This window comes from Arthrobacter sp. StoSoilB22 (assembly GCF_019977315.1).
GTDB lineage: Bacteria > Actinomycetota > Actinomycetes > Actinomycetales > Micrococcaceae > Arthrobacter.
Genome location: NZ_AP024652.1, coordinates 1,603,116 through 1,627,401, shown reverse-complemented (window position 1 = coordinate 1,627,401; position 24,286 = coordinate 1,603,116). Strand labels below are relative to the sequence as shown.

The 24,286-nt window shown below is 63.3% G+C and carries 24 protein-coding genes; 7 read left to right on the top strand and 17 right to left on the bottom strand.

Features of this window, described 5'->3' with window-relative positions:
- Window positions 1-7: 7 nt before the first annotated feature.
- From LDN70_RS07715 to LDN70_RS07705, 3 genes are read right to left on the bottom strand one after another with little or no spacing between them, the layout of a single operon-like run.
- Window positions 8-1,588: a molybdopterin-dependent oxidoreductase gene (locus tag LDN70_RS07715; RefSeq protein WP_223942228.1), complete on the bottom strand. Its 1,581-nt coding sequence runs from the start codon at window positions 1,586-1,588 to the stop codon at window positions 8-10.
- Window positions 1,585-2,847 carry a sensor histidine kinase gene (locus LDN70_RS07710; protein ID WP_223942227.1) on the bottom strand — a complete coding sequence of 421 codons (1,263 nt, stop codon included), beginning with the start codon at window positions 2,845-2,847 and terminating at the stop codon, window positions 1,585-1,587. Before LDN70_RS07710 ends, LDN70_RS07715 begins: the two co-directional genes overlap by 4 nt.
- Window positions 2,834-3,649 carry a response regulator transcription factor gene (locus LDN70_RS07705; RefSeq protein ID WP_223942226.1) on the bottom strand — a complete coding sequence of 272 codons (816 nt, stop codon included), beginning with the start codon at window positions 3,647-3,649 and terminating at the stop codon, window positions 2,834-2,836. Before LDN70_RS07705 ends, LDN70_RS07710 begins: the two co-directional genes overlap by 14 nt.
- A gap of 150 nt (window positions 3,650-3,799) precedes the next feature.
- On the opposite strand from LDN70_RS07705, the gene moaA reads away from it, so the two are divergent.
- Together moaA and LDN70_RS07695 are read left to right on the top strand one after the other, a co-directional pair.
- Window positions 3,800-4,939: a GTP 3',8-cyclase MoaA gene (gene moaA / locus LDN70_RS07700; RefSeq protein WP_223942225.1), complete on the top strand. Its 1,140-nt coding sequence runs from the start codon at window positions 3,800-3,802 to the stop codon at window positions 4,937-4,939.
- A gap of 4 nt (window positions 4,940-4,943) precedes the next feature.
- Window positions 4,944-5,210, top strand: coding sequence for a MoaD/ThiS family protein (locus tag LDN70_RS07695; RefSeq protein WP_223942224.1), 267 nt, complete (start codon window positions 4,944-4,946; stop codon window positions 5,208-5,210).
- A gap of 30 nt (window positions 5,211-5,240) precedes the next feature.
- Here the strand turns inward: LDN70_RS07695 and LDN70_RS07690 are convergent, their stop codons facing one another.
- The 8 genes from LDN70_RS07690 to truB all read right to left on the bottom strand — a co-directional run bounded on the left by LDN70_RS07690 (window position 5,241) and on the right by truB (window position 12,941).
- Window positions 5,241-5,702: a DUF1579 family protein gene (locus LDN70_RS07690; protein ID WP_142939650.1), complete on the bottom strand. Its 462-nt coding sequence runs from the start codon at window positions 5,700-5,702 to the stop codon at window positions 5,241-5,243.
- 88 nt (window positions 5,703-5,790) lie between these two features.
- Window positions 5,791-7,134 (bottom strand): M16 family metallopeptidase, encoded by a 1,344-nt coding sequence (locus tag LDN70_RS07685; protein ID WP_166842825.1) that lies wholly within the window; start codon window positions 7,132-7,134, stop codon window positions 5,791-5,793.
- An 81-nt stretch (window positions 7,135-7,215) separates the two neighbouring features.
- The gene (locus LDN70_RS07680; RefSeq protein WP_011774282.1) at window positions 7,216-9,468 is read right to left on the bottom strand and encodes a polyribonucleotide nucleotidyltransferase; all 2,253 of its coding nucleotides are present in this window, start codon (window positions 9,466-9,468) and stop codon (window positions 7,216-7,218) included.
- A 243-nt stretch (window positions 9,469-9,711) separates the two neighbouring features.
- A complete protein-coding gene (gene rpsO, locus LDN70_RS07675) occupies window positions 9,712-9,981 on the bottom strand; it encodes a 30S ribosomal protein S15 (RefSeq protein WP_142939652.1) in 270 nt (89 codons plus the stop codon).
- Window positions 9,982-10,101: 120 nt separating this feature from the next.
- Window positions 10,102-11,124, bottom strand: coding sequence for a bifunctional riboflavin kinase/FAD synthetase (locus LDN70_RS07670; RefSeq protein ID WP_223942223.1), 1,023 nt, complete (start codon window positions 11,122-11,124; stop codon window positions 10,102-10,104).
- Window positions 11,125-11,212: 88 nt separating this feature from the next.
- Entirely contained in the window at window positions 11,213-11,647 is a 435-nt protein-coding gene (locus LDN70_RS07665; protein WP_223942222.1) for a hypothetical protein, read from the bottom strand.
- 20 nt (window positions 11,648-11,667) lie between these two features.
- Entirely contained in the window at window positions 11,668-12,021 is a 354-nt protein-coding gene (locus LDN70_RS07660; protein WP_142939655.1) for a hypothetical protein, read from the bottom strand.
- A gap of 2 nt (window positions 12,022-12,023) precedes the next feature.
- The gene (truB, locus tag LDN70_RS07655; RefSeq protein WP_223942221.1) at window positions 12,024-12,941 is read right to left on the bottom strand and encodes a tRNA pseudouridine(55) synthase TruB; all 918 of its coding nucleotides are present in this window, start codon (window positions 12,939-12,941) and stop codon (window positions 12,024-12,026) included.
- Between the two features lie 34 nt (window positions 12,942-12,975).
- On the opposite strand from truB, the gene LDN70_RS07650 reads away from it, so the two are divergent.
- Window positions 12,976-14,130, top strand: coding sequence for a pyridoxal phosphate-dependent aminotransferase (locus LDN70_RS07650; RefSeq protein WP_223942220.1), 1,155 nt, complete (start codon window positions 12,976-12,978; stop codon window positions 14,128-14,130).
- A gap of 13 nt (window positions 14,131-14,143) precedes the next feature.
- On the opposite strand, the gene LDN70_RS07645 is transcribed toward LDN70_RS07650, so the two are convergent.
- The 6 genes from LDN70_RS07645 to rimP form a co-directional block, all read right to left on the bottom strand.
- The gene (locus LDN70_RS07645) at window positions 14,144-14,626 is read right to left on the bottom strand and encodes a nucleoside deaminase (protein WP_223942219.1); all 483 of its coding nucleotides are present in this window, start codon (window positions 14,624-14,626) and stop codon (window positions 14,144-14,146) included.
- An 87-nt stretch (window positions 14,627-14,713) separates the two neighbouring features.
- Window positions 14,714-15,217 (bottom strand): 30S ribosome-binding factor RbfA, encoded by a 504-nt coding sequence (rbfA, locus tag LDN70_RS07640; RefSeq protein ID WP_024820333.1) that lies wholly within the window; start codon window positions 15,215-15,217, stop codon window positions 14,714-14,716.
- Window positions 15,218-15,294: 77 nt separating this feature from the next.
- Window positions 15,295-18,180: a translation initiation factor IF-2 gene (gene infB / locus LDN70_RS07635; protein WP_166842829.1), complete on the bottom strand. Its 2,886-nt coding sequence runs from the start codon at window positions 18,178-18,180 to the stop codon at window positions 15,295-15,297.
- Between the two features lie 152 nt (window positions 18,181-18,332).
- The gene (locus LDN70_RS07630) at window positions 18,333-18,782 is read right to left on the bottom strand and encodes a YlxR family protein (RefSeq protein ID WP_166842830.1); all 450 of its coding nucleotides are present in this window, start codon (window positions 18,780-18,782) and stop codon (window positions 18,333-18,335) included.
- An 88-nt stretch (window positions 18,783-18,870) separates the two neighbouring features.
- Entirely contained in the window at window positions 18,871-19,851 is a 981-nt protein-coding gene (gene nusA / locus LDN70_RS07625) for a transcription termination factor NusA (RefSeq protein ID WP_142939661.1), read from the bottom strand.
- A complete protein-coding gene (rimP, locus tag LDN70_RS07620) occupies window positions 19,851-20,462 on the bottom strand; it encodes a ribosome maturation factor RimP (protein ID WP_166842831.1) in 612 nt (203 codons plus the stop codon). Before rimP ends, nusA begins: the two co-directional genes overlap by 1 nt.
- A 168-nt stretch (window positions 20,463-20,630) precedes the next feature.
- Between rimP and LDN70_RS07615 the strand changes: the two genes are divergently transcribed.
- Genes LDN70_RS07615 through LDN70_RS07600 form a run of 4 tightly spaced genes read left to right on the top strand, consistent with a single transcriptional unit; the run spans window position 20,631 to window position 24,280 of the window.
- Window positions 20,631-21,662 carry a DUF4439 domain-containing protein gene (locus LDN70_RS07615; protein ID WP_223942217.1) on the top strand — a complete coding sequence of 344 codons (1,032 nt, stop codon included), beginning with the start codon at window positions 20,631-20,633 and terminating at the stop codon, window positions 21,660-21,662.
- Window positions 21,663-21,713: 51 nt separating this feature from the next.
- Window positions 21,714-22,442: a VIT1/CCC1 transporter family protein gene (locus LDN70_RS07610; RefSeq protein WP_166842833.1), complete on the top strand. Its 729-nt coding sequence runs from the start codon at window positions 21,714-21,716 to the stop codon at window positions 22,440-22,442.
- Window positions 22,443-22,476: 34 nt separating this feature from the next.
- Window positions 22,477-23,499, top strand: coding sequence for an aminoglycoside phosphotransferase family protein (locus LDN70_RS07605; RefSeq protein ID WP_223942216.1), 1,023 nt, complete (start codon window positions 22,477-22,479; stop codon window positions 23,497-23,499).
- Between the two features lie 4 nt (window positions 23,500-23,503).
- A complete protein-coding gene (locus LDN70_RS07600; RefSeq protein WP_223942215.1) occupies window positions 23,504-24,280 on the top strand; it encodes an aspartate dehydrogenase domain-containing protein in 777 nt (258 codons plus the stop codon).
- The last annotated feature ends 6 nt before the right edge of the window (window positions 24,281-24,286 follow it).

The window sequence follows — 24,286 nt, the reverse complement described above, 5'->3', positions numbered from 1 at the left end:
TAGGGCCTCAGCCCACTTTGACGTTGATGGTGTGATAGCCGGTGGCACCATCCGGGGCTACCGGCGCTTTGTCTTCAGTCTGAGGAACACCGGTGGAATCGGTTGCCCGGACCTGCACTTCGTAGTCCCCTGGCGTGAGATCCAGGCCCAACTGCCACTGATACCAGGTGTCTGAGGAGATCGGGCTGGCCAGCGCTGCCTGCTGCCATGGTCCGCGGTTGACGCGGAGCTCTACGCGGTTGACTCCCCTGTGCTGGGCCCAGGCTACGCCGCCGAACTGCACCTTGCCTGCTTGGACGCTCCGGCCGCTGCGGGGTACATCGATGCGCGATTGCGTCTTGATGGGACCTCGATCGCTCCAACCACGGGGCGTCCAGTACGCGGTGTCGTCGGCGAAGCGTGTGACCTTGAGTTCAGTGAGCCATTTGGTGGCCGAGACGAAGCCATAAAGTCCCGGCACGATCATCCGCACGGGGAATCCGTGTTCCAGCGGGAGCGGCTCTCCGTTCATGCCTACGGCCAGGAGCGCGTCACGGTCATCTGTGAGGGCCTCCAAGGGAGTGCTGGCCGTCCAGCCGTCGTTACTGGTGGAGAGGACCATGTCCGCGCCGGCCTTGGGTCCTGCCATGGCCAGGAGTTCCCGTACGGGCCAGCCCAGCCAGAGGGCATTGCCGATGAGGTCGCCACCTACATTGTTGGACACGCAGGCGATGGTGATGTGGCGTTCTGTCATGGGCTTGGCCAGGAGGGTGGCGAAGTCCATTTCAACTTCGCGTTCCACCATTCCGGTGACCTTCAGTTTCCAGGCAGGAGGATCGATGGCCGGCACCGTCAAGGCGGTGTCGATCCTGTAGAAATCCGCGTTCGGGGTGACCAGGGGGCTGATGCCATCCACGGGAAGGGACGCACCTGCAGGAATGGCTTGCGCCGGCGTGGCGGGTTCCGGGAGCGTCATGGAACCGCGGAAACCTGACGCCACTGCTGTAGCCCTGGTGAGGACAGTGGTCACTGTTCCGGCCACGACGGCGGCGAGTGAGGTTCCAGCCAAGGCGTTCAGAAAGCTCCGCCGAGCCAGTGGTGCCTCCTCACGGCCGGGGGTTTCTTCGGAGGGAGCCCAGGTTGCGAGCCGACGTATGAGCGTTCGCAGCAGCAGCATGGTGACAATGGCGGCAACGATCGGTGCAAGGGCCGCTTGGGGGCTCGCTTGGGCTCGGGTCACGACGGCGGTCAGTCCGGCTGCGCCCGCCAGTCCAGCCAGTGCCAGGCCCCAGCCGGTGCGGCGACGTTCCAGGATGCCAGCAAGCGCCGCCAGAATTCCTGCGACGCTCACAATGCAGGCCACCAGCACGATCTTGTCTGCAGTACCGAACAACTGCACCGCCAGATCCTTGACCCCGGGCGGTACGGCATCGATCACCGCACCACCGAGGGCTGTAACAGGCGATACCAGGGGGCTCAGGAGACCGGCAGCCAGTTCGCCCGCCGCGATCCCCGCGGCACCGGCTGCTACGCCGGCGGCTGCCGCCCACAGCGCGGGCCTGCCCATGGTGCCTCGCTGCTGGGTGGTACCGGGTGCGAGCGTACTCATGAGATGCCTCCATGGCGGTGTTCTCTGGCGATGGGTTGATGGGTGGGAGTCATTGATGTCGTGGACGGCATCCGCGATTCCGATGAGGGCGCCTTGGCCGGAAGTGACAGCGCAAAGCGGCAACCGCCGTCGACGTTATCCACGGTGACCGCTCCCCCATGCGCCTTGACGATGCCAGCCACCATGCTCAGGCCGATGCCTGCCCCGCTGTAGCTGCCTTGCATCTCTTCCGTAGTGCGACGGGCGGGGTCTTTCTGCCATCCCGTTTCGAACAGGTGCGGAAGGTCCTCGTCCGGGATGCCGCCGCACTGGTCCTCCACAGCGATCACGGCGTTCCCGCTGGAACCTCCAACGCGTTCGCCGCCGACGCTGATGTGGACGTCGCTGCCGGGTTCGCTGTAGATGATGGCGTTGAGAAGTATGTTCCGCACTGCCCGGGCGAGGCTTGGTCCGTCGGCGACGGCCATGCACTCACGGTCACCGCCGCCGTCGAGCCTGATGCCTTTCCTGGCGGCTAGCGGCGCCAGGTCAGAGATCGCGTCGCTGACGAGGTCGTACAAGTCCAGCGGTTCGGCACGCAGGCGGAGGGTGCCGGCCTGAATCTTGGACAGCTCCAGGAGGTCGTTGACCATGGCCGTCATCTGCTCTGTCTGCCCGATGATCTTCCGGTAATAGCCCTGCACATCTGATGCCATACCGTCTTCAAGGGCCTCGGTCATGGCGCGCATGCTGGCCAATGGTGTACGGAGGTCATGGGATATCCATGACACCAGCTCCCGGCGGGCGGCCTCAATAGCAGCTTCGCGTTCCCGCGATTCGGCCAGGCTGCGGCTGCTGGCCTCAAGTTCCTGGGCCAATTCGGCGAGTTCGGATGTCATGGCGGGAGCGCTCCCCCGACCCTCGGCCACGGTATGTTCCAGTGTTTCGCCACGACCAAGGCGTCGGGCAGCGTCAACAAGGTGGGCCGCATTGCGTGAGACGCCGGCACCGAGCATCAGTGACAGAGCCACGGCGACGGCTGAGGCAGTGGCCAGGATGTACCACATGACCTCAAGGTCCCGCGCGGAAATGAACATCGCGTTGAAGGCACTGACCATTCCTGCCACCAGCACAGCTACAGTGGCAACCACCACCAGGCAGATCTGGGCGAGTACCGAGGCCCGGCGGAGCAGCCTGAGAAGCGCCCACGTGGCGGCCCCAATGACCACAGCCCAGAACAGGACCCATGCCAGGATGATCCACAGCTCACTGCCTTCCATGGTCACCCCCTGAAACGTTGGGCCCCGACACGTCGGGCCCTGACACGTCGGGCCCTGACACGTCGGGCCGCACAGTTTCGGTCTCAGACCGCTTGCCATCGAAGCGGTAGCCAACGCCCCAAACTGTCTTAAGCAGTTCGGGTTTGGTGGGGTTGGCTTCTATCTTCTCCCGTAGGCGCCGGACGTGAACGGTGACGGTAGACAGATCACCGAAGTCCCAGCCCCATACGGCCTTGATGAGTTCTTCCCGGCTGAAGACCTGGTGGGGCCTTCGCATCAGGAAAGCCAGGAGGTCGAATTCACGGACCGTCAGAGCCAGCGGAACTCCGTGGTGCGTCACGGTCCGGGAGGCAGGATCCAGTTCCAGTCCTGCGGCTTCCACCGGCGGTTCCGGAGTGAACTCCTTGATACTCCGGCGCAGTACCGACTTCACCCGGAGGACCAGTTCACGCGGGGAAAAGGGTTTGGTGACGTAGTCATCCGCGCCCATCTCCAGGCCCAATATCCGGTCATCTTCGGTTCCCAAGGCTGTGACCATGATGACGGGAACGCTCATGCTTAGACGAAGCCGACGGCACACCTCCACGCCGTCCAGGCCTGGCAGCATACGATCCAGGATGACAAGATCGGGTTGCCGCGTGGCTGCAAGGTCGAGTGCGGTGAAACCATCCCCCGCCATGTCCACCTGGAACCCGGCTTTGAGCAGGTAGTCACGGACGACGTCGGCAATGGTCTGTTCATCCTCCACCAGGAGGATCCGACGATTCCCCGGCTCCGCTGCTGATGCCGCATTTGTGGTCACGCTTTCAGCATAGGTTTGCTGACGGTGGCCGGCACGCGTTCCTGGCCCAAAGTGCACAAGCGTTTGGAATCCGTAAGAACTGTGTGGGTAAAGGACTCTGCGACTGTAACGGGTGTCACTGATCCAGCCACGGTGGCGTAGCCTGAATTTATGAGTGTTCAGCTAGGCATGCCGGTGCCCCCTCCGGGCGGCGCGGCAGGCAGCCCGGAAAGCGGCGTTGCAGTTCCGCCACCACGTCCAGCCGGCACGCCCACCGGGCTGTGGGATCGTTATGGCCGCCGCGCAACGGATATGCGCCTTTCCTTGACGGACAAGTGCAACCTGCGCTGCACCTACTGCATGCCTGCCGAGGGACTCGAATGGCTCTCGAAACAGGCAGTGATGACCAGGGACGAGATAGTCCGAATCGTCCGTGTCGGCGTCAACGCCCTGGGCGTGCGGGAACTCCGCCTGACTGGTGGCGAGCCCCTGGTCCGCGCCGACTTGGTGGACATCATTGCCGGCATCCGCGCGGACCACCCGGACCTCCCCATCTCCATGACCACCAATGGCGTGGGACTGGATAAGAAGGCCGCAGCACTGAAAGCCGCGGGTCTTACCCGCATCAATGTCTCGCTCGATTCCCTCCATGAGGAGACCTTCACCAAACTTACCCGTCGCCCCTTCCTGGATCGCGTCCTGGCCGGCGTGGATGCCGCTTGGGCGGCCGGGTTGGGCCCGGTAAAACTGAACGCTGTGCTGATGCGCGGCATCAACGACGCCGAGTCGCCGGATCTTCTGGAATGGGCCCTGGGCCGCGGCTACGAACTCCGCTTCATCGAACAAATGCCCTTGGACGCGGACCACGGCTGGACCCGACGCAACATGATCACGGCCGCCGAGATTCGTGGACTGCTCTCCCGAGACTTCGTGCTGGACAACGACCCCCGCGAGCGGGACGGCGCACCGGCCGAACGGTTTGAAGTACGACGCCGGGACGCGGCAACGGGCGTCGCCACAGGGCCGGTCCTCGGTACAGTCGGCATCATCGCATCAGTCACTGAGCCGTTCTGCTCCGACTGCCGCCGTACCCGCATCACCGCGGAGGGCAAGATCATGAGCTGTCTTTTCTCCCGCGAAGAATTCGACCTGTTGGGCCTCCTTCGTGAAGGTGCCACGGATGACCAATTGGCGTCGCGGTGGCAGGACGCCATGTGGGTCAAACCCAAAGCCCACGGCATGGACCACACAGGTCTCGGCGCAGCGGACTTCGTCCAGCCGGACCGCAGCATGAGCGCAATCGGAGGCTGAACCTTTGCTTGTCCGTTACTTCGCTGCCGCACGCGCGGCCGCCGGGGTGGAAGAAGAACTTCACTCCCTCCCGGAAGGAGCCAGCCTGGAGGCGCTGCTGGAAGCTGCCCTCGCCGTCGAACGTCCGCTTCCCCCCGAAGGCACGCCGCCGCTCGCCAGGATCGTGGCACGCAGCAGTTTCCTTCGCAACGAGGTGGCCGTCCGCGACCGTACAGCTCCCTTGGGAAGCGACGACGTCATCGACGTATTGCCGCCGTTCGCCGGAGGCTAGGACCGCACAGGGCGCCAGCGCTGCGCGGGTTCACGCTTTCCGGAACACGCTCTTCAACAACGGGCTGAACTCAGCGGATCCTTCAAGCCTCAAGTCTGCGGTGTGCACCAGGACGCCATCGTCCACGCGGAATGTGTGCCGGGCTACGCCGTCGGCTGTCCGCCGGTCCAGGGTCAACGTGCCTGCATTCCATGTCCCACGGACCGGGCTCGCCGGTGGCCGTCCCATGCTGTCCACGTAGTACCACAGCGTGTCGCCGTGGTCCCGGTCAACAGTGAACATGCCATGACCTTCGAAATGCGTGCCGTCGGCTTCGCGGTGCCTATAGCTCTGAACCACGGCATATCCGCCCGCAGCCTTGGTAAACACCGCCTCGGCTTCTGCAGTCCGAGCAGTTCCCCAAGGAGACGCTGCGATCTCCGTAATGCCGCGCCAATGACCAAGGAAATCCCGCAGCATCTCCGCGGCTTGGCCGCTTGAGGGCGCATCCATCAGGGCTCCAAAGTAGTCAGGGCAGCATCATCGTGTGATCATGCTGCCCTGTTTACAGTGCGGGAGTCCAGAGGTTCCGGACGGGAACCTAGAGCCCGAAAGTTTCGGTTTCCTCAAAGGGACCAACAACAGTGATGGTCCGGGGCGCCGCTGCGAGTTCACGGGCGAGGTCCTGGACATCCTCTACGGTGACGGCCTTGATGCGTGCCAGGGTCTCGTCGATGTCCTGGAACTCCCCGGACACCAATTCCGCCCGGCCAAGACGCGACATCCGGGAGCCCGTGTCTTCGAGCGCGAGGACAATCCCGCCGCTAAGCTGCCCCACAGCCTTCCGGAGCTCTTCCTCGGTGATACCTTCCTTGGCGAGCTTGTCCAGCTCAAGGCCCAGGAGTTCCAACACCTGGCGGACCTTGGAAGGCGTGCAGCCGGCATACATTCCGAAGTAGCCAGCGTCCGCATACGCGGCAGTGAAAGAGTAGGTGGAGTACACCAGGCCGCGCTTTTCACGAATTTCCTGGAACAGGCGTGAGGACATGCCTCCGCCCAGTACGGCATTGAGCACGCTCATGACAAACCGGCGGTCATCGGTGGCAACGATCGTTGGGCAACCCATGATGATATTGGCTTGCTCCACAGGACGCTTTACTACGTGCAGTCCGGCCGTGCCCGTGATGACGGCACGGTCCGTGCCCCGGCGGTCTACCGGCGCGGCGTCGGCGTCCAGCTGCCATCCAGCAGCTGTCAGGGCATCCACAACCAGCTGGCAGACGACGTCGTGATCCAGTCCGCCGGCTGCGGTGATGACCAGTTCCTCCGGTCGGTAGTAGCGCTGGTAGTGCGCCCATACCGAATCCCTTGCCACGGCTCTAATAGCATCCGGCGTACCCCCGATAGGCCGTGCCAGCGCGTGGTTGCCCAGGACAGCGGCCACGAACTTCTCATGGGCGACGTCCGTGGGGTCGTCGCTGTCCATGGCGATCTCCTCAAGGATGACGTCGCGTTCCTGCTCCAATTCGGCAGGATCCAAGACCGCACCGGTGATCATGTCCGCGATGACGTCGATGGCCATGGGGAGGTCTGTATCCAGGACCCTGGCGAAGTAGCAGGTGCTTTCCTTGGCTGTGGCCGCGTTGGATTCACCGCCCACCTCGTCGAAGGCGGACGCGATTTCCAAGGCTGTGCGCCGTTTGGTGCCCTTGAACAACAGGTGCTCAAGAAAGTGTGTGGAACCATGCTGGCCGTCCGCTTCATCACGCGAACCCACTGCCACCCAGAACCCTATGGTGGCCGAACGCTGACCGGGCATTGCCTCGGTGAGGACGCGCACGCCGCCGGGCAGGACCGAGCGCCGCACGACGGAACCGCCCTCGGCACCATGGATCAATTCGCCGCCGGGAAGGGTCTGTTCCAGTGGCAAGGGTACGACAGTCATTAAGGCCTTTCAGGTTAAGGCCGGAAGGGCCGGTGGAGCTTTTTCAAGCCCACCGGCCCTGCCGGGTGTACTGCTTACAGACTACTCTGCGGACTCTTCAGCGGCCTCGGCCGGAGCGTCCTCTGAGGCTGCTCCTTCTTCCTCGGCAACAACCGGGGAAAGGGAAAGCTTTCCGCGGTCATCGATCTTGGTGATCTCGACCTGGACCTTCTGGCCCACGGAGACGACGTCATCCACGTTGTCCACGCGCTTGCCATTGGCCAGCTTGCGGAGCTCGGAGATGTGCAGCAGGCCGTCCTTGCCCGGGGTGAGGGAAACGAAAGCGCCGAAGGTGGTGGTCTTGACGACCGTACCCAGGTAGCGCTCACCGATTTCCGGTACCTGCGGGTTGGCGATGGCGTTGATGGCGGAGCGTGCTGCGTCGGCAGACGGTCCGTTGGTGGCGCCGATGTAGACAGTGCCGTCATCCTCGATGGAGATGTCCGCGCCCGTGTCTTCCTGGATCTGGTTGATCATCTTGCCCTTGGGGCCGATGACCTCGCCGATCTTGTCCACGGGGATCTTGACGGCGATAACGCGCGGCGCGAACTCGGAGAGCTCGTCCGGGGTGTCGATCGCTGCGTTGATGACCTCGAGGATATGGAGGCGGGCTTCGCGGGCCTGCTTCAGTGCTGCTGCCAGCACGGAAGCGGGGATGCCGTCGAGCTTGGTGTCCAGCTGGATAGCTGTGACGAACTCGGAAGTACCTGCCACCTTGAAGTCCATGTCACCGAAAGCGTCTTCGGCGCCGAGGATGTCAGTCAGGGCTGCGTAGCGGGTCTGGCCGTCAACCTGGTCGGAAACCAGGCCCATGGCGATACCGGCAACAGCTGCCTTCAGCGGCACACCTGCGTTAAGCATGGAGAGTGTGGAAGCACAGACGGAACCCATGGAGGTCGAACCGTTGGAACCGAGGGCCTCGGATACCTGGCGGATCGCGTAGGGGAACTCTTCACGGGTGGGCAGAACCGGCACCAGAGCGCGCTCTGCCAAGGCACCGTGGCCGATTTCGCGGCGCTTCGGGGAACCGACGCGGCCGGTTTCACCGGTGGAGTACGGCGGGAAGTTGTAGTTGTGCATGTAGCGCTTGCGCGTTACCGGCGACAACGAGTCGATCTGCTGCTCCATCTTGAGCATGTTCAACGTGGTGACGCCCATGATCTGGGTTTCGCCGCGCTCGAAGATTGCCGAACCGTGGACGCGGGGCAGAACCTCTACCTCGGCAGTCAGCTGGCGGATGTCCGTCAGGCCACGGCCGTCGATGCGGACCTGGTCCTTGAGGATTCGCTGGCGCACAACGTGCTTGGTGACCGAGCGGAAAGCTGCGGACAGTTCTTTCTCGCGGCCCTCGAACTGGCCGGCAAGTGCACCCAGGACTTCGTCCTTGAGCTCGTCCGAGGCGTTGTCGCGGTCCTGCTTGTCAGCGATCTGGAAGACAGCGGCCAGCTTGTCGGCAGCAGCGGCTTCAACAGCGGCGTAGACGTCGTCCTGGTAATCCAGGAAGACCGGGAACTCAACCGTGGGCTTGGCAGCGCGTGCTGCCAGGTCAGCCTGTGCTTCACAGAGTGCCTTGATGAACGGCTTGGCAGCCTCGAGGCCCTCGGAAACAACCTCTTCGGTAGGAGCGGTTGCGCCCTGTTCCTTGATGAGGTTCCAGGAGTTGTCCGTGGCTTCGGCTTCAACCATCATGATGGCGACGTCGTCACCTGCAATGCGGCCGGCAACAACCATGTTGAACACGGCGTTCTCGAGCTGGGAGTGCTTGGGGAAAGCGACCCACTGCGAACCCTGTTCGTCGGCGATGAGGGCGACGCGGACGCCACCGATCGGGCCGGAGAACGGGAGGCCGGAAAGCTGCGTGGACATCGAGGACGCGTTGATGGCGACGACGTCGTAGAGCTCATCGGGGTTGATGGCCAGAACGGTCACCACGATCTGGACCTCGTTGCGCAGGCCCTTCACGAAGGCGGGGCGCAGCGGGCGGTCCATGAGGCGGCAAGCCAGGATGGCTTCGGTGGACGGGCGTCCTTCGCGGCGGAAGAACGAGCCCGGGATACGGCCGGCAGCATACATGCGCTCCTCGACGTCAACCGTCAGCGGGAAGAAGTCGAAACCTTCGCGCGGCTGCTTGCCTGCCGTGGTTGCCGAGAGCAGTGCGGTGTCTTCGTCGATGTAGACCATCGAGGCGCCAGCTGCCTGCTTGGCAAGGCGGCCGGTTTCGAAGCGAATGACGCGCTTGCCAAAACGGCCGTTGTCGATAATGGCTTCGGAGAACTGGATTTCGGGACCCTCCATAGAGAGTCACCTCCGTTTCTGTTAGCGGAAGTCCGCCGCATCAACCCAGGCCTCTTCTTTTTTCCTGGCCTGTACTACACCCGGTCATCGATCGAGATCCACGGGCGTTGGCATCGTCACAGATGATGTTCCCGGGAATCACTACCGAGGACCGCGAATGCGCGATGCGGTTGATTCCTGTTTTTAGTTGTTGGTGAAAAAGGCGGCCCGTTCCGCTGGGGACCGGGCCGCCCCTAAGTCAGACTAGCGGCGCAGGCCGAGACGCTCGATGAGCGCACGGTAGCGGGCGATGTCAGTGTTCTTCAGGTAGGTAAGCATGCGCTTGCGACGACCAACCATGGCCAGCAGACCGCGCTGGGTGTGGAAGTCGTGCTTGTGCTCCTTCATGTGCTCAGTCAGATCTTTGATCCGCTGAGTCAGGACTGCAACCTGGACCTCGGGTGAACCGGTGTCGCCTTCAGTGGTTGCGTATTCCTTGATGATGGACTGCTTTACAGCGGCGTCAAGTGCCACGTGAACTCCTAGAGTTGTGCCGTGCCTCCCGCAACAGCGCCTCGCTGACGGGTTGTCCCTGGTACGTTGCCGCACACAAAAACAGGTCCAGCCGCCACGGACTGCAGCCGGATCCACTGATCAGTTTACCGGCACGTCAGCAGTGTTGTCGAAATGCCCCTGGCGCCGGGTCAACAGGTCGTGCGCCTGGGCTACGTCGAGGCACATTTGTTCGACCAAAGCCTCCGGCCCACGGTAGGCCACCATGCCGCGCAGGCGCTGCGTAAATTCGACGGCAACATTCTGCCCGTAGAGGTCGAAGTCTTCCACGTTCTCTTCGGGGCGGTCGATCACGTGCGCTTCCACCTGCCGGCTGACGCCGTCGAAGGTGGGGTTCGAACCAACGGAGATTGCGGCGGGCCAGCGCGTGCCGGCTTGGTCGATCAGCCACCCCGCGTAAATGCCGTCAGCTGGTACGTATCCGGTGGAATCATGGGAAAGGTTTGCCGTCGGAAAGCCGAGATCCCGTCCCCGGGCCGCTCCGTGCACCACTTCACCGCGCATGCGGTGGGGGCGGCCCAACACCGCGGCAGCTGTAACTACATCGCCTTCGCTCAAGGCCTCCCTCACCCAGGTGGAGGAACAGCGGCGGTCGGCATCGCCGTCGTCATGGACCGGGAAGCCTCCGGCGCCGTATTCATGGACAACCTGCACACCAAAACCGAGCTGATCGCCCAGTTCCTGCATAGTGAGAACGTCGCCGGAATTGCCGGCGCCGAAGCGGAGGTCGTGACCAACAACGACGTGCGCGGCGTGAAGTCCCTCAACCAGGATTTCACGGACAAACTCCAGCGGCGTCATGGCGGCGAGGTCGAGGGTGTACTTCATCACCAACACAGCGTCCACCCCGGTGTCGCCCAGGGCGTCCAGTTTGTCCCGGAGCCCCATGATCAGCTCAGGAGCAGAATCCGGCCTGTGGACCTGAGCGGGATGGGGATCGAAGGTCACGGCAACCGAGGGGATGTTGTGCCGCTTGGCTGTGTCGGTCACTTGCGACAGAACATGCTGATGACCCCGATGGACGCCGTCAAAGTTCCCGATGGTAACGACAGTAGGTCCGAAGTCCTTGGGGACTTCAGTGGGATCGTTCCAGATGTGGACCATCAACCTCGCCTTTTACTGCAGATGTTCGTTCCGCCCGGCAACCTCCCGGCGCCGGAACAATCTAAGGTTACCCGCTAGGGTGTTTGACTCAGGACGGTCGGCGTTTGTTGAGCCACAAAAGGCCCAGGATCGGCAGGACCAGCGGAACAAAGCCGTATCCACGTCCGAACAGGGACCACACGGTGTCATGCGGGAAAGCAATTGGATCAAAGAGGCTGATCGCTCCTACCACCAGCACACCCACAAGCTCAGTGAGCACAGCAGCCAGGGAAACCTTGAACCAAGTGCGGCCCGGCTTGGCAAGCGAGACAGTCGCCACAATGTAGACGACGGCGGCGAACGCCGACAAGATATGCGCCAAGGGAGCTTCGGCGAACTTGGTGGCGATCTGGTAACCGGCACGAGCTGTGGCCGACAACGCAAATATTGCGTAGACCGCGATCAGCAGGCGTCCAGGGCCGGTGTTCCGGGTGTCCTTCCGCTGCGGCTGCCGGTTGGCCGGGTTGGTCTCGGTTCCAGTCACGTTGTGTTCTTTCTTCAAGGTCAGTACCAGATCTGATTCATGCGGGCGGCCATCACCAGGGCAGTAACGCCCACTGCTGCCAGGACAAAGTTGCTCCAGCGGGTTCGTTCAAGGATGGCCCAATAGACGGCTCCCAAGGGAATCATCATGGCAACAATGAGGTAGCCCCAGAACTCCCAGGCTTCACCGGCCATCTGTTCGCCCATGGCCACCCGGACGATCGAGCCCACCAGATACACCACCAGAACCAGCTCAACGGCGAGTACGGAGAAGATGGTGGGGTCGTTCGGGGCCTTCTTCATCAAACCAGCCACGATGCACATGACCGTGGACACCAATCCGACGATCAGGATGGCGTAAAAGTATCCGTCCATGGTTACTTTGCCTGCCCGGTTCCCGGCGCAAAGACCAGCACGGGTTTCGCGAAGTTGCCTGTATCTGCAAGCAACGCCACCAGCTCTCCCGACGGCGCGAAGGCTGCGGCCGGCTTTTCGGCCGTGGCGGCGTCGGGCGTTCCTGCTCCCGGACCGGCAGCGATGCGGCGGCCGAAGGAGATTTCGGTGGTTTCGTCCTCGCTGAGCTCCCGGTTAGGCATGAGTGCACGTGCCGCCAAGGACATCTCCAGAACCTCAAGCTCTTCTGCCAGCTGCTCCAACGTGCGGGCCTGGTCCAGGGAGTATGGGCCAACCTGGGTCCTCCGCAAGGCTGTGAGGTGTCCCCCGACGCCCAAGGCACCGCCGAGGTCCCGGGCCAACGCCCTGATGTACGTGCCGGAGGAGCACTCCACGGTGACCTCGACGTCGACTACCCTGCCGCCGTCGATCCTGGTGATGGAGTGGACATCAAAGCGGTGGATGGTGACCGGGCGGGCCGCGAGCTTAACCTCTTCACCCGAGCGGACGCGGGCATAGGAGCGTTCGCCGTTGACTTTGATGGCACTCACGCTGCTCGGAACCTGTTGGATGGGCCCAGTGAGGGCAGCAACGCCGGCAGCTATGGCGTCGTCGGTAATGGCCGCTGCGCTGCGGGCCTCCGTGACCTCGCCCTCGGCGTCGTCAGTGATGGTGGTTTCGCCCAGCCGGATGGTGGCCGTATACGTCTTGGAGGTGCCCACGATGTAGGTCAGGAGACGCGTCGCTTTGTTAATGCCCAGCACCAGCACACCGGTTGCCATGGGATCGAGCGTGCCAGCATGCCCCACTTTTCGGGTGCCGGCCAGCCGCCGCATCCGGCCAACCACATCATGGCTGGTCCATCCCTGCGGTTTGTCAACGATTACCAGTCCAGAAAGCACGCTTACCAGTATATGGGTGGCTAGGATGGCTCCCATGCCTGAGCTTGCCGCACACGTCCGCGACGTCCCCGTGAACCAGATCCGTGAGATCACCGAAGCTGCCTGGTCCACTCCCGGAGCTATCGTCCTCAGCATCGGCGAGCCGGGCTTTGCCCTCCCCCGCCACGTCCTGGACGCCGGCATTGCCTGCCTGGACCGGGATGAGACCAACTACACACCCAACGCCGGGATCCCTGCCCTCCGCGAGGCCTTCGCCGCTCGCTTCCGGGAGCAACAAGAGGTCACTATTGGTGCGGAGCGGGTCTATGTGGTGGACGGCGCCCAGCAGGGACTGCACTTTGCCATGAGCCTTCTCCTCTCCCCCGGTGACGAGATCCTGATTCCCAACCCCGGCTACCCCACCTTCGCCATGACCAGCCGGCTGCTGCACGCCGTGCCTGTGCAGTATCCGTTGTATCCACAGAACGACTTCCAGCCGCACATTGAGGACATCGAGGCCCTGATCACGCCACGGACCCGCGTGATGGTGCTGAACTCCCCGTCCAATCCCCTGGGCGCCGTGATCAGTGAGAAAGCCACGCGCGAGCTGGTGGAACTGGCAGTCCGGCACGACCTCTGGATCATCTCGGACGAGTGCTATGAAGCCTTCACGTTCGATGTCCCCCATATCAGTCCCGCACGGTTCGACAGCGATGTCCCCGGCGAAGCCCGGGTCTTCACGTCCCTGACCTTGTCCAAGACCTACGGACTGACTGGCCTCCGGATCGGGGCGCTGATCTGTCCTCCGGGTTTGGAGCAAAAAATGAACAACGTGATGGAATCAATCGTGTCCTGCGTCGCGTCTCCTTCGCAGTACGCAGCTTTGGCCGCGCTGACGGGGCCGCAGGACTACGTTTCGCAGGCTCGCGACCATTACCGGAGCAACCGGGATGCGGCGTCGGCGGTGCTGGCGGAGAAGGGAATTCCGTTCCTTGGCGCCCAGGGGGCCTTCTATCTTTGGGCTGATGTTTCCCATGTGAGTGGCGGGGACGTCCGGACCTGGGTGCGTAAATTCCTTGCGGAATCGGGCGTGTCGTTCGCGCCGGGCACTGCGTTTGGGTCGATTGGCGAGGGATGGATCAGGATCGCCCTCTGCGGTGGCCAACAAGGCCTGCTCGACGGCGTCAACCGCCTCCCAGCCAAGCCCTAGCTTTCGCGGGTCTTTAGTACGCCGTCCGGTGGGTATGGTTTCGCCACGCCTCGAAGGGTTCATCTGAGGCGGCCAACGCGGCATGCTCCACCGGCAGTAGCTCCGGCCGGGTGCCGGCAAAGTACTCATAGAACACGGCGTCGTCGAAGCCGGCCCTGGCCGCACCGTGCCGATCGGCCGCGAAATACACACGCCCGATCCTGGCCCAGAGCGTGGCGGACAAGCAGAGCGGGCATGGCTCGCAGCTTGTGTAGAGAACGGAACCCTTCAGGTCGAAGCTCTTGGTTGCTGCTGCGGCGCGCCGTATGGCCACCACTTCGGCATGTGCCGTGGGATCGTGGTCCAGCGTTACCCGGTTCACTCCCTCATGGACAGTTCCGTCCGGGGTGACCACAACGGCACCGAAAGGGCCGCCGCCGTCGGAAACGTTACGCACGGCCAGCTGGATGGCCAGGTTCAGGTATTCATCACGTTGCTGGGGACTGTGCGCCGACATGCACTGATCCTAACGAGTTTTTGTACAGCAAATGCCCCTAAGAAGGCTTCTTAAGGGCATTAGCTGTACAAAAACTCGAAGAGTGGTCTAGCGGTTGGAGTCTTCGTCGAGCTCGTTGTCGCCGGAGAGGTCAGTGTCCTCTTCGTCGAAGTCGTCCTCGTCGATGTCCTCCGGAGCATCGCCCTTGTAGGGGTCTGCTTCGCCTGCGTGCTTGGCACTGGCGGCCAGAGCGGCCACCTCAGCGTCGCGACGCTTGGCTTCACGGAGCAGCTCCTCAAGGTTGGAGGCATTGACCGGGATCTGATCAGCCACGAACTCGAGGGTGGGAGTGAGGCGAACAGTGATGTTGCGGCCCACTTCCTGCCGCAGCACACCCTTGGCCTTCTCCAATGCCCTGGCGGCGTCTGCCTGGGCTACATCGTCACCAAAGACGGTGTAGTAGATGGTGGCGTGCTGAAGGTCATTGGTGACGCGGGCGTCAGTGACCGTGATGGACTCGACGCGCGGATCCTTGACCCGGCGTCCGAGGGCCTCAGCAACAACCACCTTTATCCGCTGTGCCAGCTTGGCGGCGCGTGCGGGATCAGCCATGACTTCCTCCTGGAAAGTAGAAACGGGAACGGAACGGGTCCGCCGGGGTTACCCGACGGACCCGTCCCATACGGAACCTAGTTACGCGGCTTTTCGCGCATTTCGAAGGTCTCGATGATGTCGCCTTCAGTGATGTCATTGAAGGAGCCAAGACCGATACCACACTCGAAGTCGGTGCGGACTTCAGTGGCGTCATCCTTGAAGCGCTTGAGCGTCTCAACGGTGAGGTTGTCACCGATGACCTTGCCGTCGCGGCTGACACGTGCCTTGGAGTTACGGCGGATGATGCCAGTGCGGACGATCGAGCCGGCGATGTTTCCGAACTTGGAAGAACGGAAGACTTCGCGAACCTCGGCGGTACCGAGCTGGACTTCTTCGTATTCCGGCTTGAGCATGCCCTTGAGAGCCATCTCGATGTCATCGATTGCTGCGTAGATGACCGAGTAGAAGCGCATGTCCACGCCTTCACGATCGGCCAGTTCAGCAACACGCTCGGCCGGCTTGACGTTGAAGCCAATGATGATGGCGTTGTCAACCGTGGCCAGGTTGACGTCGTTCTGCGTGATGGCACCCACACCGCGGTGGATGACACGAAGCTGAACGTCGTCGTCTCCGACGTCGATCTTGAGCAAGGCGTCTTCGAGGGCTTCCACGGCACCGGACACGTCACCCTTGAGGATGAGGTTAAGGGTGTCGATCTTGCCTTCGGCAACGGCCTGGTCGAAGTCTTCCAGGCTGATGCGCTTGCGGCGCTTGGCCAGTGCGGCGTTGCGGTCGGCAGCTTCACGCTTCTCGGCGATCTGGCGGGCCGTACGCTCGTCAGGGGTCACCAGGAAGGTGTCACCTGCACGCGGCACGTTGGACAGACCGAGGACCTGAACCGGGCGGGACGGCAGTGCGACATCGAGTGCCTCGCCGTTCTCGTCGAACATGGCGCGGACGCGGCCGTGAGCCGTACCGGCAACGATCGTGTCGCCCACTGCCAAGGTTCCGGACTGAACCAGGACGGTTGCAACAGCACCGCGGCCCTTGTCCAGGTTCGCTTCGATGGCAATGCCTCGAGCGTCCTTGTCCGGGTTGGCGCGCAGGTCCAAGGCAGCGTCGGCCGTCAGCAGGACGGCGTCGATCAGTTCGTCGATGTTGAGGTTCTGGCGGGCAGAGACCTCAACGAACATGGTGTCGCCACCGTATTCTTCCGGAACCAGGCCGTACTCGGTCAGCTGGCCCTTGACCTTGTCAGGGTTGGCGCCTTCCTTGTCGATCTTGTTCACTGCGACGACGATCGGCACGTTGGCTGCCTGGGCGTGGTTGAGTGCTTCCACCGTCTGCGGCATAACGCCGTCGTCGGCTGCAACAACCAGGATCGCGATGTCAGTGACCTTGGCACCACGTGCACGCATGGCCGTGAAGGCCTCGTGACCGGGGGTGTCAATGAAGGTGATGTCGCGGGCCGTGCCCTCGTGGACGTGGCTGATCTGGTAAGCACCGATGTGCTGGGTGATGCCACCGTGCTCGCCGGCCACAACGTTCGAGTTGCGGATGGCGTCCAACAGGCGGGTCTTACCGTGGTCAACGTGGCCCATGACGGTAACAACCGGTGCGCGGGCCTCGAGAACGTCGTCACCTTCGGCGTCGAGTTCGTCCTGGATGTTGATGTCGAACTGATCCAGCAGCTCGCGCTCTTCATCCTCAGGGGAAACAACCTGGAGCTTGTAGCCAAGTTCGGCGCCAAGCAGGCCAAAGGTGTCTTCGTCGAGGGACTGCGTAGCCGTTGCCATTTCACCGAGGTGGAACAGCACGGTCACCAGCGACGCGGGGTTTGCATCGATCTTCTCGGCAAAGTCCGTGATGGACGAGCCACGACGCAGGCGGATGATGGTCTCGCCATCACCGCGGGGTACCGATACGCCGCCCAGCGACGGAGCACTCATCTGCTCCAGTTCCTGGCGCTTTGCACGCTTGGACTTGCGCTGCTTGCCACGACCGGCGCCGCCCTTGCCGAAGGCACCCTGGGTGCCACCGCGACCGCGGCCACCCTTGCCGAAGCCACCGCCGGCGGGAGCGCCGCCACCGGTACCTGCACCAGGTGCGCCACCGGGACGACCGGGTCCGCCACCGGGACGGCCTGCGCCACCCGGACGGCCTGCGCCACCGGGAGCCGGACGCTCAGTGCGGTTGGGCATCATGCCCGGAGTAGGACGGTTTCCTGCACCGGGACCGCCAGCGGGACGCGGAGCGCCCGGACGGGGTGCACCGGGACGCGGAGCGCCCGGACGGGGACCACCGGTACCTGCTGCGGGACGGGGTCCACCCGTACCAGCTGCGGGACGGGGACCGCCGGGGCGTTCGCCGTCGTTACGGCGTTCGCCTCGGGGCATGCCCTGGGACGGTGCGAACGGGTTGTTGCCCGGACGCGGCGGACGGTCTCCGTCGCCACCACGGCCGCGGGGCATGCCCTGGGACGTAGCGAACGGGTTGTTGCCCGGACGGGGACCGCCGGGACGCGGAGCCTGGCCACCTTGACGTGCCGGAGCCGGAGTCTCTGCCTTGGGGGCAGGACGGGCGCCGGGCTTGGCCGAAACCGGAGTGGACGCAGCAGGAGCTGCAGGTGCTGCCGGGGCAGGTGCTGACGGTGTTGCAGGAGCTGCCGGTGCAGCAGCCGCAGGGGCTGCCGGAGCGGGGGCTGCAGGTGCCGGGGCCGGAGCCTTCGGAGCTGCAGGACCCGGTGCCGGAGCGGCCGGACGGGATGCTGCTGGGCGGTTTGCCGCCGGAGCTGCTGCGGGAGCGGCGGCCTTGGCAGCGCCGGCACCCGGGTATGCGTCGCGAAGCTTCTTCACGACGGGGGCCTCAATTGTTGACGAGGCGGAGCGAACGAATTCGCCCAATTCCTGCAGTTTGGTTACTGCATCTTTGGAAGTAATACCGAGCTCTTTGGCGAGCTCATGTACGCGGACCTTGGCCACATTTCTCCTGTCTCGGTCCGCACCGAGCCAGGCACGAACCGTCTACTTCTTACTGCGGGCCTTCGCCGCTTGCGCGATTGAAAGGCCCATTGCAGAGCGCAACAAAGTTGTCATCGTTACGCACTCATCGCTGGGAACTCATCGGGTTTCCATCAGTTTTCTGACCCGCTTTCAGGTTTGGACGGTTTTCCTGCGGCGGCCTGGGCCTCCACAAGGGGCGCACCGGACATCAGGTATCGTTCCACGGCGCCTGCATCGGAAGCACCCGCAAGGGCCCTTCCGAAAGCTCGCCGCTTGATTGCCAATGTCAAGCACTTTTCGCTGGGGTGAAGCCATGCACCCCTGCCAGCCATCCGGCGTCGAACGTCGACCAGGACTGCGGAAGAACCGCTGCCTTGGGCGACCAGCCGGACAAGCTCGGACCGGGAGCCTTGCTTCCGGCATCCGATGCACGTGCGAACAGGCCCATGGCCATGTTCAAGCAGTTCAGCCACGACGTGTCCAACCTGCCTTACGCTACTGGCACCCGACGGGCCCCGGTCCTGCGCATGCAGCTGAGGCACGCCAAAGCGCGTGGATACCGGACGTAAGCCCGGTTCCATCTAGTCTAGCCCCCCTGCCCCGGTCTCCCGAAACCAAGGATGCCGCCAGCGCGGCGCTAAACGGGCGGCACAACCGCCGGTTCAAGAGCTAGTCAGCCTTAGCGGGAGCGGCATCGGAGATGATATCGATGCGCCAGCCAGTCAGCTTGGCTGCGAGCCGCGCGTTCTGGCCCTCTTTGCCGATCGCCAGGGAAAGCTGGTAGTCGGGCACTACTACGCGGGCCGAGCGGGTTGCTTCGTCCGTGATAGTGACGGAATTCACTCGCGACGGCGACAAGGAGTTGGCAATGAAGGTTGCGGGGTCGTCGCTGAAGTCAACGATGTCGATCTTTTCGTCGTTGAGTTCGGTCATGACTGCCCGGACGCGGGAACCCATTTCGCCGATGCATGCACCCTTGGCGTTGATGCCGGCAGTGTTGGCCTTGACCGCGATCTTGGTACGGTGGCCGGCTTCACGGGCCAGTGCGACGATCTCCACAGAGTGATCCGCAATTTCCGGAACTTCCATTTCGAACAACTTGCGGACCAGCCCGGGGTGCGAACGGGACAAAGTGATGGACGGACCCTTGGCGCCGCGGTGGACGTCCACCACAAAAGCACGCAAGCGGCTTCCGTGGAGGTACTTCTCACCGGGGACTTGCTCGGGCGGGGGCAGCAATGCTTCCACGGATCCGAGGTTGACCTGAATCATGTGCGGGTTGTTGCCCTGCTGGATCATGCCGGCCACAAGTTCGCCTTCACGGCCTTTGAACTCGCCCAGCACGTTGTCGTCTTCCACGTCGCGAAGACGCTGCAGAATGATCTGGCGGGCCGTGCTGGCGGCGATGCGGCCAAAACCGGCAGGGGTGTCTTCGAACTCGCCGATGGGCTCACCGTCGTCGTCGATTTCCGTAGCCCAAATGGTCACGTGACCGCTCTTGCGGTCCAACTCGGCACGGGCCTTTTCGAAGGCGCCGGGCGTCTTGTGGTACGCCACCAGCAGCGCTTGTTCGATGGTGGGAATCAGGAGATCCAGCGGGATTTCACGCTCACGCTCCAGGAGTCTCAGTGCGCTCATGTCAATATCCATTAGGCCTCCTCGGAAGGTCCGTTGTGCTCGTCTTCCAGCGCAGCCTCGTGGAGGTGGCTGAATTCAATCTCGACTTTTCCTTGGCGGATCCTGTCGAAAGGAATAGTGATGGGTTCGCCCTGCTTGGGCTTCATGCCCTTCTTGACCTCGTGCTCGGGGATGAGCGTCACAGCATCTTCCCCCACGGAGGTAATGCGGCCCAGAAGGTTTTCTCCCTGGATGACGTTGACCCTGACCATACGGCCGCGGGCGCGGTGCCAGTGACGCGGTTCGGTCAAAGGACGGCTTACTCCAGGGGATGAAACCTCAAGGTCGTAGGGACGGCCGTCGTCATGGGGATCGTTGTCCAGAATATCGGACAGTCCGCGTGAGACCTCTGCGATGGCGTCAAGGCTGACGCCTCCGGTCTCTTCCTGGGGAAGGTCCACCACGACGTGGACCGTGCGGTGTGAACCGGCAACGTGGATGGAAACATCCTCGAGGTAGAGCCTGTTGGCAAGGACAGCCGGTTCAAGCAGCGCCCTAAGCCTGCTCTCTTCCGGGTTGTGGATGGTGGCCGTTGAGTTCGATTCAGAACGGTCTGTTGAAGTCGTGGCTTCCGAGTCACTCACGTTGCCCGCCGCCTCCCGATAGATGTTGTTGTGACTACTAGCCTAACGATTTTCCCGGGAACATGGTGCACGGACTTCCTCATCCACGTGACACCATGGTCTGTTGTGAACGGGGAAACAAGCGAAAAACGACGAACACCACCTTGGGGCCGGGTTTTACTGGTTGCCGTGGTGGCACTGCTTGTTGCAGGCACCGGAATGGTCCTTCTTCCGCGTGATTCCGGCACTCCCCCGGCTGTCTCGTTCACCGAAACAGCACGTTTGACGGCGTTGGAGGACACGCTGCTGCTGCGGGAATCGGCCACGACGCTGGCGAAGTCCGCGGCTCCCGAGGCCGGAAAGCCCATGTCCGGCAGCGCTGTGACTTTGCTGACAACCCACGCTCAGGCCTTATTCGACCCTCGCGGAACGACATCCAGTGCCACCCTGTCAGGGGCAGCCCCCTCACCCCGTCAGTCCTCGGCTGCAGCGGAACAAAGCAGCCGTGCATCCTTCCTGGCCGGGCTGGCCGGCAGCGGCTGGAAGCGCTTGGACGACGCGCGCAAGGCCGACGGCGGGATCGCCCGGCTGCTCGCCGCCGTCGGAACCGCGCAGGTGCTGCAGGCCGAAAAGTTGGCTGCCGCATGGCAGTTGCCCCTGCCGGAGCAGACACGGGCGTCGGAGACCAAGGCCCCCACGGCGACACCTTTGGCTGCCTCATGCCCCTCAGCAAACCCCACCCCGGAGCCGATGTCCGCGACCACCGACACAGCCCTGGCTGCGGTTGTTCGCTCACAGCAGGAGGCGATCTACGTATACCAAGTGGCCTTGAAGAGGCTGGACGAGACGAAGTCGGCGGCCGCTGCCAAGCACTTGCAAGTTCACCAAGCGCTCCTCCGGGAGGCTGAAGCAGTCACCAGCGCCAACTGCGCGGATGCACCCACGGGCGAGGCGGGCTACCGGCTGCCGGATACTTTCACTCAGGATCCCGCTACATTCCTTGGCTCGGTAGAGCTTGCCTCGCTGCCTCGATTCGGTGACCTTGCTGCCCTGTCCACGGGCGAGACCCGCACATGGGCCCTGGACAACCTGGTGGCAGCCGCCCGCAGGAGCCTCGCTTGGGGCGCGCAGCTGCCTGCGCTGCCGGGACTCATGCTCGACGCCGGCGAACTGCCTTCCTTGCCTACGCCCACTAGCACGCCAGCTTCCCAGGGCGGATAGGCGAGCCTAGCCATGCTGGTCAGGACAGCCTGCCGGTGCTTGGCTTGATGCATGGCTTCCACAGAAACTGCCACCACGCACGAGAATGAACCGCACCGTGACGATCTGGCACATCGGCTGAACTGGCTGCGGGCGGGCGTCCTGGGCGCCAATGACGGAATCGTGTCCGTCGCGGCAATCGTGGTGGGCGTTGCCGGTGCCACCACCAACACCGGCCTGATTCTCTCCGCGGGCGCCGCTGGCCTGGTGGGTGGCGCCATCTCCATGGCTTTGGGCGAGTACGTGTCCGTCAGCAGCCAAAGTGACACCCAGAAAGCCCTCATCGAAAAAGAAAAACGTGAGCTGGCGGAGCAGCCGGAAGATGAGCTCAACGAGTTGGCCGCGATCTACGAGTCCAAAGGGCTCAGTGCAGAGACCGCCCGGACCGTTGCACAGGAGCTGACCGAGCACGACGCCTTGGCCGCACACCTCTCGGCCGAGCTCAATATCCATGAAGATGACATCGTCAGCCCTTGGAACGCAGCCTTTGCCTCGGCCGTAGCGTTCACTTTGGGAGCGATTCTTCCCATGCTGGCCATCTTGCTGCCGCCACCGGGGATGCGGGTTCCCCTAACGTTCGTCGCAGTCCTGCTTGCCTTGGCGATCACTGGCGCGGTTGGTGCGTGGCTCGGCGGTGCTTCCCGCTTCCGTGCAGCGGTCCGGGTGGTGCTGGGCGGGGCCCTCGCGCTGGCTGCCACGTTCTCCATCGGAACCCTGTTGGGGGCCAGCGGCGTTTTCTAAGGGACGCGTGGCAGTGCGGAGTTAGGCTGTTGCCGTGAACCTTCACGCGATGATTCCCATACCGGGCGACCTCCACGCCCGGTACAACCGCGACTCCGCGGGCAGGGATTGGCTCGCAAGCCTCCCGGGGCTCATCTCCGAGGCGTTGGACCGTTGGGGGCTCTCAGTGGATTTGGTGCCAGGCGATGAGCCTTGGAATGGCCACGGAGCCTTGGTGGTGCCAGTCCTTCAGGGCTCCACCCCCGCAGCGCTGAAGATCGCTTATCCCCACGAAGAAGCACTGGTGGAGCGCTATGCACTGGCCCTGTGGAACGGCCGGGGCGCTGTCCGCCTCCTGGCCTCGGACGATGCCAGTTGCACCATGCTGCTCGAACGCCTGGACGCCTCCCGTTGGCTCCAGGACGCCCCTCTGGACGAAGCCAGGGACGCATGGGGGGCCATTATGCGCGAGCTCTCGATCCAACCGGACGGAAGGGTGGAGTGGCGGGTTTTGGACCACGTCGCCGCAACCGCCGAGCGATGGAGCGATGAACTGCCTGCCGAATGGGACCGCCTGGACCGTCCCTTCCCTCGATGGTTGCTGGAAGCGGCACTGGAGGTCTGCCAGACGCGCGGGGCCGTAGGGCGCCGTTCAGGCAAGGATGTCCTGGTGCACACTGACCTGCATTTCATGAATATTCTTGCCACTACCAGCGCCGAAAAGCTGTCCCTGCGCGGCGACTATCTGGCTATTGATCCGCAACCACAGATTGGGGAGGCCGAGTTCGCCGTCGCCCCGATCCTGTGGAACCGCATCCGCGATCTTCCCCGGACGGATCCGGAGGCCGGGCTGCTGGAGCGGTGCCAGGACTTCAGCCGTGCCGCTGGATTGGATCCTGACGTTGCACGGCAATGGAGCATAGCCCGTGAGGTGCAGAACGCTTTATGGTATGCAGCAAAACCGCGGCACTCCGGTGATCTTGCCCGTTCCCTGTGGGTCGCAAGCACCCTGGCCGGCAACAGGCTCGACGCCCTTCCCCGGGCACACGATCTCCCCGACCCCGGCGAAGCAGCCTGACACCGTGGTCCTGAAAGTTGCTCTCATTGGTTCGGGCGCCATTGGATCGCGGGTGGCGGAACTGCTCGACGCCGGGACCGCCCCAGGCATCGAACTCGCCGGTGTTGTTCCCCACGGGAAAACCAGGACAGGTTTCAGCTTCGAAGAAGCCATGGACGTAGCTGACGTGGTGGTGGAGTGCGCCGGTGTCGCAGCAGTCGCCGAGTTCGGTCCCCGGAGTATTTCGGCCGGGAAGGACTTTCTGGTCACGTCGATCGGAGCCTTATGTGAGGCCTCGCTGAGGAAAACACTGCTCGACGACGGTCCAGGCCGAACGTTCCTGACAACCGGTGCGCTGGGCGGCCTGGATGCGATCACAGCGGCCTCCGCGGGCGGAACCATTTATCGCATCACCGTGGAATCGCGAAAACTTCCTGCTGCTTTGATCCAGCCATGGATGGACGGGGAAACGAAAGAATCACTCCTGGAAGCTACCAGGCCGGTTGAACTCCTGCGGGGTGGACCGGCAGAGCTGATCAAGGCCTTCCCCAAGTCAACCAACGTGGTGTCCGCGTTGGCGCTGGCAGCCGGTGACTGGGATGTGGTGGAAGCTGCGTTGATTGCTGACCCCGCAGCCAAGCAGACAACCCACCATGTCCTGGCCGAGACGAGCCTGGGGCTCTTCGATACACGTGTCACCAACCAGGCTTCCCTCGGCAACCCGGCGTCGAGCGCTTTGGTGCCGCACGCCGTCGTCCGCGGTTTGAGGACGCTTGCCAACGCCAACGGCAGTTTTATCTGACTTAGG

What these genes read in the sequence shown, in the direction of transcription:
- moaA (WP_223942225.1), top strand. Translation starts at nt 3,800, where the DNA reads ATGAGTGTTCAGCTAGGCATGCCGGTGCCCCCTCCGGGCGGCGCGGCA.
- LDN70_RS07630 (WP_166842830.1), bottom strand. Translation starts at nt 18,782, where the DNA reads ATGGAACCGGGCTTACGTCCGGTATCCACGCGCTTTGGCGTGCCTCAG.
- rbfA (WP_024820333.1), bottom strand. Translation starts at nt 15,217, where the DNA reads ATGGCTGATCCCGCACGCGCCGCCAAGCTGGCACAGCGGATAAAGGTG.
- LDN70_RS07670 (WP_223942223.1), bottom strand. Translation starts at nt 11,124, where the DNA reads ATGGTCCACATCTGGAACGATCCCACTGAAGTCCCCAAGGACTTCGGA.
- LDN70_RS07660 (WP_142939655.1), bottom strand. Translation starts at nt 12,021, where the DNA reads ATGGACGGATACTTTTACGCCATCCTGATCGTCGGATTGGTGTCCACG.
- LDN70_RS07710 (WP_223942227.1), bottom strand. Translation starts at nt 2,847, where the DNA reads ATGGAAGGCAGTGAGCTGTGGATCATCCTGGCATGGGTCCTGTTCTGG.
- LDN70_RS07690 (WP_142939650.1), bottom strand. Translation starts at nt 5,702, where the DNA reads ATGGATGCGCCCTCAAGCGGCCAAGCCGCGGAGATGCTGCGGGATTTC.
- nusA (WP_142939661.1), bottom strand. Translation starts at nt 19,851, where the DNA reads ATGGATATTGACATGAGCGCACTGAGACTCCTGGAGCGTGAGCGTGAA.
- LDN70_RS07680 (WP_011774282.1), bottom strand. Translation starts at nt 9,468, where the DNA reads ATGGAGGGTCCCGAAATCCAGTTCTCCGAAGCCATTATCGACAACGGC.
- LDN70_RS07645 (WP_223942219.1), bottom strand. Translation starts at nt 14,626, where the DNA reads ATGTCGGCGCACAGTCCCCAGCAACGTGATGAATACCTGAACCTGGCC.
- LDN70_RS07650 (WP_223942220.1), top strand. Translation starts at nt 12,976, where the DNA reads ATGCCTGAGCTTGCCGCACACGTCCGCGACGTCCCCGTGAACCAGATC.
- LDN70_RS07685 (WP_166842825.1), bottom strand. Translation starts at nt 7,134, where the DNA reads ATGACTGTCGTACCCTTGCCACTGGAACAGACCCTTCCCGGCGGCGAA.
- LDN70_RS07715 (WP_223942228.1), bottom strand. Translation starts at nt 1,588, where the DNA reads ATGAGTACGCTCGCACCCGGTACCACCCAGCAGCGAGGCACCATGGGC.
- LDN70_RS07610 (WP_166842833.1), top strand. Translation starts at nt 21,714, where the DNA reads ATGGCTTCCACAGAAACTGCCACCACGCACGAGAATGAACCGCACCGT.